This window comes from Achromobacter semiaridum, from assembly GCF_053543755.1.
The window spans coordinates 21,090-34,560 of record NZ_JBLVOL010000116.1 but is presented as its reverse complement, the minus strand read 5'-3'; the positions used below and the strand labels follow the sequence as shown (position 1 = coordinate 34,560).

General features: G+C 62.6%; 8 protein-coding genes. 2 read left to right on the top strand and 6 right to left on the bottom strand.

Annotated features, from left to right (window positions below; genetic code table 11):
* Positions 1-106: 106 nt before the first annotated feature.
* Complete coding sequence (locus ACNPP0_RS24940; protein WP_448707297.1) at positions 107-1,375, top strand: MFS transporter; 1,269 nt, start codon at positions 107-109, stop codon at positions 1,373-1,375.
* Here ACNPP0_RS24940 and ACNPP0_RS24935 read toward each other — a convergent pair.
* The 6 genes from ACNPP0_RS24935 to ACNPP0_RS24910 form a co-directional block, all read right to left on the bottom strand.
* On the bottom strand, positions 1,363-2,412 hold the full coding sequence (locus ACNPP0_RS24935) for a hypothetical protein (RefSeq protein WP_448707296.1): 1,050 nt from the start codon (positions 2,410-2,412) through the stop codon (positions 1,363-1,365). The genes ACNPP0_RS24940 and ACNPP0_RS24935 overlap by 13 nt on opposite strands.
* An 11-nt stretch (positions 2,413-2,423) precedes the next feature.
* Positions 2,424-3,467, bottom strand: a complete 1,044-nt coding sequence (locus ACNPP0_RS24930) for a hypothetical protein (protein WP_448707295.1) — start codon at positions 3,465-3,467, stop codon at positions 2,424-2,426.
* The gene (locus ACNPP0_RS24925; protein WP_448707294.1) at positions 3,461-6,241 is read right to left on the bottom strand and encodes a toxin VasX; all 2,781 of its coding nucleotides are present in this window, start codon (positions 6,239-6,241) and stop codon (positions 3,461-3,463) included. The genes ACNPP0_RS24930 and ACNPP0_RS24925 overlap by 7 nt, the downstream gene beginning before the upstream one ends.
* Complete coding sequence (locus ACNPP0_RS24920; protein WP_448707293.1) at positions 6,238-7,212, bottom strand: hypothetical protein; 975 nt, start codon at positions 7,210-7,212, stop codon at positions 6,238-6,240. The genes ACNPP0_RS24925 and ACNPP0_RS24920 overlap by 4 nt, the downstream gene beginning before the upstream one ends.
* 2 nt (positions 7,213-7,214) lie before the next feature.
* Complete coding sequence (gene tssI / locus ACNPP0_RS24915; RefSeq protein ID WP_448707292.1) at positions 7,215-9,338, bottom strand: type VI secretion system Vgr family protein; 2,124 nt, start codon at positions 9,336-9,338, stop codon at positions 7,215-7,217.
* Positions 9,339-9,615: 277 nt separating this feature from the next.
* Positions 9,616-9,936 carry a flagellar transcriptional regulator FlhD gene (locus ACNPP0_RS24910; RefSeq protein WP_332608118.1) on the bottom strand — a complete coding sequence of 107 codons (321 nt, stop codon included), beginning with the start codon at positions 9,934-9,936 and terminating at the stop codon, positions 9,616-9,618.
* Positions 9,937-10,424: 488 nt separating this feature from the next.
* On the opposite strand from ACNPP0_RS24910, the gene ACNPP0_RS24905 reads away from it, so the two are divergent.
* Positions 10,425-13,430 carry a PAS domain S-box protein gene (locus tag ACNPP0_RS24905; protein WP_448707291.1) on the top strand — a complete coding sequence of 1,002 codons (3,006 nt, stop codon included), beginning with the start codon at positions 10,425-10,427 and terminating at the stop codon, positions 13,428-13,430.
* Positions 13,431-13,471 lie beyond the last annotated feature (41 nt).

Below are 13,471 nucleotides of genomic sequence, written 5' to 3'. Positions count from 1 at the left end.
CGTTTTAAAGTATGGGCGGTAGGGGTTTCATATATTGGACATATGAAGACGAAAAGTCTACTTTTGATCTGCGGGCGCGTCGCTCGCTAGTCTTTCAGAGATTTCCATGTCTGCCCCCAGCGCCAGTTCCTGCCCCCCCACGTCCGCCCCTTATCTGGCGCGCGGCACGCCAGAGCTGCATCGCGCGCAATGGGCCTTGTTCGCCGCGGGCTTCTCCACGTTTTCGCTGTTGTATTGCGTGCAGCCGTTGATGCCGCTGTTCACCGGCGCCTTTGGCGTGTCGCCCGCGCAAAGCAGCCTGGTCCTGTCCTTGTGCACGGGCTTGCTGGCGATTGCGATCTTTTTTGTGGGCCTGTTCTCTCAAGCACTGCCGCGCAAGCGCGTCATGGCCTGGTCGTTGCTGGCTTCCGCCGCGCTGGGCACGATCGCGGCCGTGGCGCCCGACTGGCAAAGCCTGCTGGCGCTGCGCGCGCTGCAAGGCGTGGCGATGGGCGGCGTCCCCGCCGTCGCCATGGCCTACCTGGCCGAGGAAGTCGAACCCGACACGCTAGGCTTCGTGATGGGCCTGTATATCAGCGGAAGCGCGTTTGGCGGGCTGTCAGGCCGCGTCATCACCGGGCTGGTTTCGGATCACTTTGGCTGGCGCGCCGCGATGGGCACGCTGGGGGTCGTGGGCATCGCGGCCGCCGCGTTGTTCATGTGGCTGCTTCCCGCCTCGCGCCGCTTCACGCCGCAGCGCGGGCGTGGGTGGGCCGGTGTGCTGGGCGATGTGCGGGCGGGCGTCGGCGCGCACCTGAAGAACGGACCGTTATGCGCATTGTTCGCCATGGGCGGCTTGCTGATGGGCGCGTTTGTCACGGTCTACAACTACGTAGGCTTCCGCCTGCTGCTGCCGCCGTTTTCGCTTAGCCAGACGTTCATCGGCTTCATCTTCGTTGTGTATCTGGTCGGCATCTTTGCCTCGACGTTTTTCGGCCGCCTTGCCGACCGCCACGGCCGGGGCGCCATGCTGTCCGCCGCGACGGGTCTGGCCTTGGCCGGGTTGCTGCTGACCTTGTCGGACTCCTTGCCCATCTTGATCGCCGGGATCGTGGTGTTTACTTTCGGCTTTTTCGCGTCGCACGCGGTCGCCAGCGGCTGGGTGGGCCAGATGGCCCGAGGCTACAAGGCACTGGCTGCATCGCTGTACCTGCTGGTGTATTACGTGGGGTCCAGCGTGCTGGGCGCCTGGGGCGGCCATTTCTGGGCCGCCCGGCAATGGCCCGGCGTTGCCGCGATGGCAGGCGGTTTGTTGGCATTGGCATTAGCCATCAGCGCCGGCCTGGCCTGGCGTACCAGCGGCTCACGTCGCGCAAACGCCGGTCAACCCGCTTGATTGCGCGGCTGAACCTGCCGCCCCTTGTGGTCGACGAAAATCAAGCCCTTGTCCATTCCGGCGTAGCGATAGAAGTAGCGGGCGCTGGACTTGACGGGGCGCGTGTCGTAGGCGGATAGGTCCGCGCCCGGGGTGCATAGGCGTTCGACTTCTTCCGGCCAGCGGAAGGTGCTGGCTTTGTGCTTGATCCAGCGGTCGAGCAGGGGTTTGAGGGTGAAGAGGTTGAAGAGGATGTCGTAGACATTGAAGATATCGCTCCATCCGCCGGTTCTGGTGACGTTGTTGTCACCGGTGGGTTTACGGACAAGGCCTTGCTTGACAAACTTTGGGTCGGCTTGAATTGCCTTCAGCCCGTGCTCCATATAGCGGCGGATGAACTCCAGTCGGTGAAGGTTGTTGTCGAAGAACGTCTGGTCATGCAGGTCAAAGTCGCCTTCAACGATCAACGGCCTTTTGCTTTTTCTAATGCTCTCGGGATCCTGGGACGGCAGTTGCATCATTTCTAGGTAGGGCCTAGGGAAACATAAACGTAGCGCGTATCCGTGCCCGAATTCTGTGTAGGGCCGCACATCGCGCCATGGCAGGTGTAGCACCGTATTCCCATAACAGACGTGCACCAATTGCGCTTGCCGATTAAATCGGATGCGCGACATGGCAGAATTGGTTACTAACCATAAACCCGCCGCCGCCATCAGTAAAAAAGGAATACAGATGAGGGCGCCCTTGTGCTGGTACTCCCCGAACAGGGGGGCCAGAATGAATACGAAGGTCAGGGACATGGGCACGCCAAGCGTCGACAGTTGCAGCAAAAACGTAAGCTGCCCTTCCGTACGCGGCTCAATATATTGCTCGTTGAACTGCTCTGGATCGGACACGTCTTCGGTCAGCCATAGCTGCTCGGGATCCATGGCGTAGCGAATGTCGGGCAGGGCGGCGAAATACAAGCTTTCGTCGAGACGTGCGCATTGACGCTTGAATTCGACTGCGGCATCCGGGATGGTGGCGGGGTCGATGATGCGGAGCTGTTTGCTTGCCATGTCTTCTCTTACTACTCCGAGCGACGCAAATGAACTTGTCTGCCTTTGTGATCCACAAAGATCAGTCCCTTGTCCATTCCGGCATAGCGATAGAAGTAACGGGCGCTGGACTTGACGGGGCGCGTGTCGTAGGCGGATAGGTCCGCGCCCGGGGTGCATAGGCGTTCGACTTCTTCCGGCCAGCGGAAGGTGCTGGCTTTGTGCTTGATCCAGCGGTCGAGCAGGGGTTTGAGGGTGAAGAGGTTGAAGAAGAAAAGGAAGACGACTGCGATATTGTTCAGCCCGTTCAACCATTCCAACTTGTCGTCGCCGGTCGGCTTGCGAACCAGGCCTTGCTCGACGTACTTTGGGTCGGCTTGAATTGCCTTCAGCCCGTGCTCCATATAGCGGCGGATGAACTCCAGTCGGTGAAGGTTGTTGTCGAAGAACGTCTGATCGTGCACGTCAAAGTCGCCTCCGACGATAAACGGCCTTTTACTCTTTCTGATGCTCTCGGGATCCTGGGACGGCATTTGCATCGTCTCCAGATAAGGCTGCGGGAAACATAAGCGTAGCGTGTAGCCGTGCCCGAATTCGGTGTAGGGCCGCACATCGCGCCATGGCAAGTGCAGCACCGTATCGCCATAAGAGACGTGCACCAATTGCGCTTGCCGATTAAATCGGATGCGCGACATGGCAGAATTGGTTACTAACCATAAACCCGCCGCCGCCATCAGTAAAAAAGGAATACAGATGAGGGCGCCCTTGTGCTGGTACTCCCCGAACAGGGGGGCCAGAATGAACACGATGGTCACGGACATGGACACGCCGAGCGTCGACAGTTGCAGCAAAAACGTAAGCTGCCCTTCCGTACGCGGCTCAATATATTGCTCGTTGAACTGCTCTGGATCGGACACGTCTTCGGTCAGCCATAGCTGCTCGGGATCCATGGCGTAGCGAATGTCGGGCAGGGCGGCGAAATACAAGCTTTCGTCGAGACGTGCGCATTGACGCTTGAATTCGACTGCGGCATCCGGGATGGTGGCGGGGTCGATGGCGCGAAGCTTTTTCACCATGACGAGCTGGCCTCCATCTCGTAGTCGGAATCCGTGAAACCATTGGGGCGATAGTTCACCGTCGTCGTGCCGAACAGGGCGTTCGTGGCAATTTTGACGACGCCGACACCGTTTATCACGGTCACTCGGTCCGGGTCGTCGTAACGCACCTCGCGGCCTGAGAACTCGCCCAGGCGCGGGGCCTGCTGCTGGCTGATCGAGTACTGGCTGATTTGCGACCGCCATCCTGCCAAGAAGACGGAAACCGAACGGACGTCGTCCGGCACTCCTAATACCGTCGCTAGCCTCGATTTCAGGGAAGGAGCCAAGACCTTCATTACGTCGATGTCGTTTTGCATGCTGGGCGCCTGGAACAAGCGATGGAATTCTTGCAGCTCTTCTTCATCGCTAGCAAAGGGCTCAAGCCCGCCTGGCATGCCCCATACGCTACGTCGGATCCATGTCTCGACCCTCGCCTCGTCGACCGTGGTTTGGTGGAGGTGGCGAAGGCCGAGATAAAGCGCTTCGATTCCAAGAAGGATCCACCCGATCGTGCCGGAGCTAAGTCGAGCCACTCCAGTTGTACCTTTCAACAGTAATGAGCTGGAAATGGCCGCCCTAGCCACCTCCCAAGGGCGTAGTTTTCCCCACAGGTGCAAGAAGCCAATCCCCCCAGCGGCAAATTGCACTGAACCACTGACGAAGCTGATGGTCGCGACTTGGCCGCTCTTTTGCATGGCGGCCTCCCACCAGTCCTTTGTGCCAATTGCGATTGCGGCCACAGCGGCCGTCCCGATCGCCGCAAACTCCCAGGTCTTCGCCGCCCTGTTGAACGCAGCTGCCACCCCCGTCTCCCCCCGCACCTTCGCCAAGTCCCGCTGTTTCTCAAACCAAAACCTCGTCATCGTCGCCCCAGCGGCGCCCACCCCCAAAACCTTGCCAGTCGCATTCAGCGCATTCCCCAAAGTCAATCCATCCTCACGCCCCAGCGCCTTGAATGCTTCTCCCGCGCTGTAGACCGTGGCGAACGCCGCGACGCCGCCTAGCGCCAGGCGGGCGTTGTGCCAGAAGCGCAAGCGCCCGGGCAATTTTCGGCATTGCTCCAGCCGCTCCTGCACGTCCTCGGTGTCATACAAGGTGACAAGGGTCTGCACGGCGCGGTCGACGGTCTGTGGACGAAAGCCGTTGACGCCCGTGAGCCCCATGCTGTTTCGCACCCAATTGCCCACTTCGGGCAGCGGTACGTCGTGGGCGCGCGCCAGGGTGCCGTCCAGCACTTCCATGATCGGGCGGTACACACTGGTCCAGAATGCGCCGGGCGATTTCAATTGGCCGTGCGCGACCAAGGCGCCCAGCATCACGCTCAGCTGATTGGATGCGCCGTCCGCCGGTAGCGTCTCCAGCACTTTTTGCAGCGCGGCCAAGGACGCATTGACCGTTGCCTGGCGGACGGTGCCGCTGGCCAGCTTGGCGTAGCTGATAACTTCCGGCGCGCCCAGCACGGCTTTTTCCAATAAGCCCACCGGGCCGTCGGGTTCGAGTTGCGCCAGCAAGAAGTGCTTGCCGGCTGTGCAGTGGATCAAGGCCGGCAGGGTATGCCCCGCAAGGCAGCGCAAGTCTAGATAGCCCTGGGTGTCGGGCGTGTGTACGTCGACGATGGCGTCGTAGGTCTTGCGCTGGCTGTTGAAGACCGCCCAAAGATCGGCGGCCGCACGGACGACGTCGTCAGCGTGCGCTTGCAGCTGCTTGGGATGGTGTTCGGCGAAGTGGGCGCGTGCGGCATTTCGAGCATGGACGGTACGCTTGCGGTGCGCGGCCAGGCGCGCCTGGTTGGCGCGTTCGTTGGCCGCCAGAACGTCCGGGCCGGTGACGCCCGGCCCCATGGCGCTGCCGATAGGGTCATTTCGTAGGGTTTGGTGTCCGGCCTCATCGCCGGCCAGATTGCCCAACTGATCGATCATCTGGGACACCCGCAGCTTGTGAGCCGCGTCGGCGCCGTAGGTCTGCAAATCCGCCAGCCTGCTGCCCACCAGCATGTTCAATTCGCTTAGCATGCCCGCCAGATCTTGCACGACAACGGCTTGGGGTTGGATGTCCGTGCGGGGCCGCGTCGCGGCCGTCATGGCGTTCTGGGTAGACAGGATGCCGTCGGTGTGTGGCCGGCTTTCACTCCAGGGATACTGGCGCAGCACGGTCTGGGACAGCTCGCGGACTTCTGGCAGCAAGGTAGCGGGAAACACGTGCGCTTGCTCGCCGCCCGCAATTTTTACAGGGGTGGCCAGCAGGCTGCGCCAACTTTCTTTGTTGTTTTCAATGGCCCATAGCGCGGCGTGGCTCAGTAGCGTGTCGCTGACCATGACATGCGCGGTCTCGTCTTGCAGGTCAGGAGGCGCAAGCAGGTAGCGCGCTGCGCCCGTTTCGTCCGGTACGGTCGCGCGGCCCGGCACGTCGCCTTTGTAGTCGGCTTCGGTCCACCAGATAGGCGCGAAGCGGATGTTGTCGGTGACCTGATAGTGGATCGTCCACATGCGTCCGCTCTGGCGCACGAACAGGTAGACATAGCTGCGTGGCCGCAGTACCCGCAAGCCGTAGGCTTTGCCGTCGCTCAGCGCCGGATAGCCGACGGTACTCAAGGTACTGAACACCTCGGCATCAAAGGGTTCATCGGTGATGCCATAGCGCAGGGGATACAAGGGGATGCCGCGCCGGCAAGGCGGCGGGGATATCGCCTTACCCAGTATCTTGGCGCTGGGGTGGGGCGGTTGCAGCGCCTTGGGACATTGCAGATGAATCATGATTGCTTTCCTGATGCCATCGCGGCGGTGATCGTGTTCAAGCGGTGTTCCGCGTGGTTCAGGCGCAGCAGCCCGGATTCGTCGCGGCGGGCCAGGTTGGCGCGCAATTCGGCATCTTTCTCGAACGGCAATTGGGGAAAGTGCAGCCGCAGTTCGATGTAGTGGTGAATGTCGCGTTCGAGATGCAGGTTGATCCGCCCGGCTTCGTCGGTAAACAGCGCGATCTGATGCAATAGCTTGGCATGGGTAACCGGGTGGCTTGCCGCCAGATCGGCCGGCACGTGGCGGCGCACGGCTTCGCGCATGAAGTAGGCAAAACTGGCGCTGTTGACAGCCTCTTCGTCAGCCGCCGACAACGCAAAGCCCCTGGGGTCTGGCGCGCTTTCATTCGGCTCGGGAATATCCGCTTGCAGCCATTGCGCACCTGTGTCGTTCGCCGTGAGCCAGATCAGCCTTTGTATCGGGCCCAGCAGTTCTACGAGACGATCGGCAGGCAAACCTTCGCAAAGCTCTTCCAATTGGCGCGTGGCCGTCAGATTGAATCGCATGGGCAAGCCATCGGGCGCCCGCATCAGACGCAGGTGCTTCAGGTGTGCACTTGCCGGCGCGTCATCGCCGGCAAACAACAGCACACCCATTTGCCGGGGTGCCCAATCGTCAATAAAGGCTTGCAGCAGCGGCGCGGTGGCGGGCGTCAGCAACGGACCATGGCGATATCCCGGCGGCTGGTATTCCCAATCGGTGCCGCGCCATAACCAGTGACGATCCACGCCGGACTGCAATGACGACACCTCGTGTTCCAGCGTGGCAGACCGTGCGCCATCCAACCAAAGCCAGGCAGAGGCAGAGCCGTAGCCAGGGCAAGAATTCGTATCCGCGCTCGCGCGATCGTCGGCCAGGCTGTCCATGCTGGGGGCTTGCACGACGCGCACGATTTGACGCGGCCAGCCGGCCTGTTCAAGGGCAGTCATCGTCAGGCTCCTTGCATGCCGCAAGGGCAGGGCACGCGCGGGCAGGTGCCGTCGGCGCGCAATGCGCAAAGCAAGTCCATGGCAAGCCCTGGGGTAGCGGCGCCCGCCATCGACGGGCCGCTGGCCGCGCCGGATTGCTGATTGATGGGCCCCTTGAATACCAGGGCGCCCGCGTCCAGGGTGATGCCGGAATCGTCAATGTTGATCGTGCCGCCCGGCCCCTTGATCACCACGCTTTGCGCGGCCTGCAACTCCAGCGTCACCGTCTTGCCCTCGATCCGCTCGCCCGCATGCACCTGGAAATGCCCCTGCACCTTATGTTCCACATGGCCGCCCGTTTCAATCCAGTGATTGGCCGTCGTCTTGTCGCGCCGGTTGTTGCCCACGTCTTCCGTGCGGTCCCGACCGGTGGCGATGGTGTGGTTGCGGTCGATGGTCAGGAAGTCGTCCTGGCCGATGGTGTGGCGGCGGTCCTGGCCGATGTGGACCTGTTCATCGCTGCCCACCGATTCACCGCGGTCGTGGCCGATGGTGATGGTTTCGTCATGCTCGACCTGTTCGCTTCGGTCGTTGCCGACGAAGGTGGTCTCGTTGTGGTTGACGTGGATGTTCTGGTCTTTTTGCGCGTGGACGTATATCTCTTCCTGATCGTGTTCGTCTTCAAAGCGCAGTTCGTTATAGCCCTCGCCCTTGTGTGTCTGGCTTTTGATCGTCATGCGCGTTTTGTGGCGCGGCAGCTCGTACGGCGGCGGGTTGATCGATCGGTGCGTTCTGCCCGTGACGATCGGCTGCGAGCTATCGCCGTCCAGAAAGCTGACGATGACTTCCTGGCCAATGCGCGGGATGGCCATGTGGCCCCAGCCCGCGCCGGCCCAATTCTGCGACACGCGAATCCAGCACGAGCTGTGCTCGTTGTTCTGGCCAAGCCGGTCCCACGGAAATTGCACCTTGATGCGGCCGAATTCGTCGCAGTAGATTTCTTCATTGGGCGGGCCGACCACGCTAGCGATCTGCGGGCCGTCCACTAGCGGCTTTCGGCTGGGCTCGGGTTTCCAATCGACCTTGTCGGGCACGATGTCGGCGGTATAGCCATAGCGCGTGCCTTCTTCAGCGCCCGCGCCGTCTTCTTCCTGGCTGGTGTGCTGGATGCCATGGTGGCGCATGCGCACCGGGCGCCAACCGTGGTTCCAGTCATCACGCGGGTGGCCGGTCAGGTCGAACGCCACGCCGGGAATCAGGCGCGCGTCGTCGCCGTGCACCTGTGCCATGCGCGCGTCCCGGCGCAAGCCTAGCAGCCGGCTTTGCGTGAAGGGTTTGCCTGGCTCGTCGCGCTTGTAGCGGCCGGGGTAGTCGTAGCGTTCGTAGCGGGTGTCCTGATGTTGCAGGTCGGTGGCGACGTGCGTGTGTTCCTGGTCGTACTGCGGGTGCGTGTAGGTGTAGTCGCGTTGCGTCTGGCGGGCGGTGCGTAGTTGTTCGGTGTAGATGAAACGATGCAATGCGGGCTGGTGTTGGTCGCCGCCCGGCGTGGGGTTGTAGATGACCGGCCCGCCTGCGATCTCGCCATGGATGTAGATGCGATCGCCGTGAATCAGGCGGTGGGAATTTTCGGTATGGGCGTAGCGGTGGAAGTAGCCTTCTTCAGCGGCCAGGCGCACCACGAAATCCAGATCGGTTTCGCCGGCTTGCACGCAGTATTCGCGCACCAGGTGGTTGTGGGTGGTGACCTGTTTGTAGTCGGTAATGCCATGGCGCTTGAACACATCGGCCAGGATTTCCGGCACGGACAGTTGCTGGTAGATGCGCCAGTCCGAACACAGCGCCGCGCGCGCCAGCGACGGTTCGACCACGGCGCGGTAGCGCGTGCGCCGAAAGCCGGTGTCGCCTTGCTCGAAGGCGGTGACGATGCCGTGCACGTGGCGCACGGGCACATCGCGCCGCCATAGCGTGAACAGCGCTGTTTGATCCAGCAGCGCGCCAAAGTCGATGGCGGGGTCGAAGCTGGATAAATCAAGCTCCAGCCGATAGGTCTCGGACAGGGCCTCGTCCAGCGTGAATTCAATAACGTCGAACGCCACGCCACGGGCGGCGGGCACGAAGGTAAAACGCAGGTCGGATGAATGGGCCATGGCAGGCCTGATGCAACATCCGTGCCAGACCAAACGCCAATAAAATAAAGCCTTTTATATCATTGGCTTGTGTAAAAACCAGGCGTCTTATGACGGGCGCACACAGGCGGACCGGGCCTACATTCCCCTGTTTTTCCCCCGAATCAGGCCAAATCTGGCTCGATAAAAAATTAGCGCTTGCGAATCAACGACTTAGATCGAGACAAATCTGGCCCAATCGGGTCAATTCTGGCCCGGCGGCGACTTCAGCCGACCGCGCACGGCCCGCGCCGCGCCGTCAGGCCTCGGCCTTGAACACCGCTTGTGGCGAGGCGGCCGCCGTCTCACCCCGAGCGCCAAGCGTCGCATCCATGCCGCGGCTCAGCGCCGATAACAGCAGGTGTGGCGCTACGTTCAGCTGTGCCAGCAGCACGCTGCTGCGCGCCAGCCGGGTCAGCGCGTGTGGCTCCAGTTCGGCCAACCACTGACAGGCGCGCGGAGACATCTGCATGCCCGCCAGCGCCGTGGCGTCGCAGGTGCGCGCCATGCGTTGCAGCAGCAGGAGGTACATCAGGTTGGTTTCGTGGATATCGCGCAGAAGTTCGGTCGAATTCGGCATCGGGCGCCCCACCTTGTAGAGTTCGCTGGCCAGCCGCGACCGGAGAGCGAAAGGCGCGCGGCGTTCTAAGGCGAACGTCTATTGCAGACCCGGGACGGGCTGCCGTGCCGATATGGTCTGTGGATGATATTTAAGCCATCGGAATGCGTCAGTAATGGATTTCCCTTGCCGCCGGTGCGGTTCGCCGACGTTCCCGACGTTCCTCAGGGGTCCGTAACAGACAAGACGTCTCGTTTCAGCGGTTTGATGACCGTCTGAGCGCCGCGTATCCTCCACTGGCCAAGCCGGATGCGCCCGCGACGGCGCATACTGGCGGGTGCGGGACACGCATTACCCGCGCACGGCTATCAGTGCGTCAGGTGGACAAACCTTGGGCGCTGGGCGTCTTACGGTTGGAGGCGGGGCAGGATCGGTAGCGTCGCGTTACCTTGCGTTTCGGCATCGCGGCGGGCCCCCGCAATACAGTACTGGCTGGTAAAGGGGCAGAAATGTTGAAGAAGCAGGATCGCGTATCCCACCCATGGACCGATACGCTCGCCCGTCTGGAGGATGAACGGATTATGTTGCAGCGCATTGCGGCCGGCATGCCGCTTGCGCACGTGTTGGAACACGTATTGCACGCCATCGAGGCCCAGTCCAGCGTGCAACTGCGGGCCGCCATCGCGCTGGTGGACGACACCGGGAAATATCTGGTGCACACCGCCGCTCCGAGCTTGCCGCCCGAATTCAGTCTGGCGGTGCAGCGCACCGCCATTGGCCCTCACATGGCCTCTTGGGGCGCTGCGGCGTGTTCCGGCAACCCGGTCTACGCCGAGGATATTGCGTCACACCCGGATTGGGAACCCTGGCGCGAGCTGGCCTTGGAGCACGGCCTGCGAGCCTGCTGGTCCACGCCGATCAAGGCCCCGGACGGACGCTTGCTGGGCGTATTTTCGAATTACTACGGGGTGGCGCGTTCGCCGTCCGCCCATGACATCGACGCCATTGCGCTGGTGACGCGCAGTGCCGCGCTGGCCATCGAAAGGCACCTGACCGAAGCCGCGCTGCGCGCCAGCGGTGAGCGCTGGCGCGCCATGTTCGACGGCATGCAAGAAGCGTTCTTCCTTAGTGAAGCCCTGCGTGACGAAACCGGCCGCATCGTGGACTTCCGCTTTCTAGAGGTCAACCCGGCCTTTGAACGCCAAAGCGGCATGAAAGAAGGCGACACGCTGGGCCATACTCTGCGCGAAATGATCCCCGGCGTGCCGGGTCAGATCATGGACGCCTTTGCCCAGGTCGTGGAGACCGGGCAGCCGACGCAATTCGAATTTGCCGTGCCCGGCCCCAAAGAGGCCTGGTACGAGGCGCGCGCCCGCAAGGACGGCGATGATTGCATGATGGCGTTGTTCCTGGATGTGACGGCCCGCAAAGCCGCCGAAACCGAACTTTGGGAAGGCCAGCATCGCAAGAATTTCTTGTTGTCGCTGGTGGACCGGATGCGCGAACTGCACCATCAGGCAGAGATCGAACATGCGGCCTGCGCGGGGCTGGGCCAGCACCTGGCCCTGGGGTTGGTCGCCGTGGTGGACTGGCCCGGCGAGAACGAGCCGGCAACGCTGTCCGCCTGTTGGCGGTCGGAATCCGACTTTGCAACGCGCGAAGCCCTGGCGCCCGATCAATTGGGCGAAGAGTTCCAGGCGGCGATGCGCAAAGGGCGCACGGCGCATTTGCAACCCTTGGTTGCCCAACAGAATGGTGAGGTCCGGCCATCCGCCATCGTGGTGCCCATGCGCCGTTGGGGTCGTCAGGACGGTGCTCTGTGGGTACGCCCGCAGGCCGGCAGCCGGCTCAAGGCCGGCGACATTGCCTTCATTGAAGAGGTATCCGAACGGTTGTGCGACGCGGTCGAGCGTTCGCAATATGCCCGCACGCTGGAGCAGCGCGTGGAAGACGCCATCGCGGAACGCGACCGGATCTGGCGCTTGTCGCCCGAGCTGCTGGCGGTGGTGGATAGTCAGGACCGCTTCGTCAGCGTCAACCCGGCCGTGCGGCCTATCCTGGGCTGGACGCCGGAACAATTCCTGTCCATGGGGCTGACCGAACTGATCCACCCGGACGACCAGGCCGCCACGCGCGCGGCGATAGCGCAAGCCGCGCAGGGCAATCCGACCCAGGCCGTGCGCCATATGGAAAACCGTCTACTGACCCGTGAGGGGACGTACCGGTGGATCACCTGGAGCATGTCGTGGTCGCAAGACAGCCTGTACATGACCGGGCGCGACGACACCGACCTGAAGGTGCAGGCGGAAACGCTGCGCGATACCGAACAGGCGCTGCGGCAATCGCAAAAAATGGAAGCCGTGGGCCGCCTGACCGGCGGCATCGCCCACGACTTCAACAACATGCTTCAAGGCATCACGGGCGCCTTGTACCTCATCCAGCGCAAGCTGGCCGCCGGCACGCCCGAGCAGGCCCAGCGCTTCATCACCGTGGCGATGGATTCCGCGAACCGGGCCGCGCATCTGACCCAGCGGCTGTTGACGTTTTCGCGTCGTCAGCCCATTGACCCCAAGCCCTTTAGCGTGGCGCCCACGTTGCAATCGATGGCCGACCTGTTCCATCGCTACACGGGGGAACGGGTGCAGCTGCAATTCAATCTGCAAACCGATCTGTGGACGGTCAGTTGCGATCGGAACCAGTTTGAGAACGCGTTGCTCAATCTCGTCATCAATGCCTGCGACGCCATGCCCAATGGCGGCACGCTGACGGTGGCCGCCACCAATACGCAGTTGGACGAGGCCGCGCTGCGCCCGTTTCCCGGGATCAGCCCAGGGCAATTCGTGGAAGTGTCGGTCAGCGACGTAGGCGTGGGCATGCCGCCCGACGTATTGGCCCACGCGTTCGATCCGTTCTTCACCACCAAGCCGCTGGGCGAGGGCACCGGCCTGGGGCTGTCCATGATCTATGGCTTTGCCAAGCAGGCGGGCGGCACGGCAACGCTGGAAAGCAGCGTAGGCCAGGGCACAACCGTCCGGCTGCTGTTGCCGCGCTACGAAGGCGCGCGTGACGCGGCCATGCGCCATGAGCCCGCTGCGCACGGCACACAGGACGCCGCCAATCCGTCGGTGGTGGTCGTGGTGGAAGACGACGCCAATGTGCGCGAGATGGTGCGCGAATGCCTGGCCGAACTTGGCATGCACGTATTGACCGCCGCTGACGGCGAGGCCGGCCTGGAACTCGTCCTGCACACGAACGATATGGACTTGTTGGTGACGGATGTGGGGCTGCCCGCCTTGAACGGCCGCCAGTTGGCCGACGCCGCGCGCGCGGCGCATCCCGGGCTGAAGGTGCTGCTGATGACCGGCTACGCCGAAAGCGCGGCGCGGGGCGGGGGCTTTCTGGAGCACGGCATCGAGCTCATCGTGAAACCGTTTTCGCTTGAGGTGCTGGGCCAGCGCGTGCAACGGATGCTTGATGAGTCCCGGGCAGACGCCGAGAACGCGCGGCCGGCGTAGTCATCACCCCGGTGGCGTGGGCAAGCACGCCACCGGGCTGC

What these genes read in the sequence shown, in the direction of transcription:
- ACNPP0_RS24940 (WP_448707297.1), top strand. Translation starts at nt 107, where the DNA reads ATGTCTGCCCCCAGCGCCAGTTCCTGCCCCCCCACGTCCGCCCCTTAT.
- ACNPP0_RS24935 (WP_448707296.1), bottom strand. Translation starts at nt 2,412, where the DNA reads ATGGCAAGCAAACAGCTCCGCATCATCGACCCCGCCACCATCCCGGAT.
- ACNPP0_RS24930 (WP_448707295.1), bottom strand. Translation starts at nt 3,467, where the DNA reads ATGGTGAAAAAGCTTCGCGCCATCGACCCCGCCACCATCCCGGATGCC.
- ACNPP0_RS24925 (WP_448707294.1), bottom strand. Translation starts at nt 6,241, where the DNA reads ATGATTCATCTGCAATGTCCCAAGGCGCTGCAACCGCCCCACCCCAGC.
- ACNPP0_RS24920 (WP_448707293.1), bottom strand. Translation starts at nt 7,212, where the DNA reads ATGACTGCCCTTGAACAGGCCGGCTGGCCGCGTCAAATCGTGCGCGTC.
- tssI (WP_448707292.1), bottom strand. Translation starts at nt 9,338, where the DNA reads ATGGCCCATTCATCCGACCTGCGTTTTACCTTCGTGCCCGCCGCCCGT.
- ACNPP0_RS24910 (WP_332608118.1), bottom strand. Translation starts at nt 9,936, where the DNA reads ATGCCGAATTCGACCGAACTTCTGCGCGATATCCACGAAACCAACCTG.
- ACNPP0_RS24905 (WP_448707291.1), top strand. Translation starts at nt 10,425, where the DNA reads ATGTTGAAGAAGCAGGATCGCGTATCCCACCCATGGACCGATACGCTC.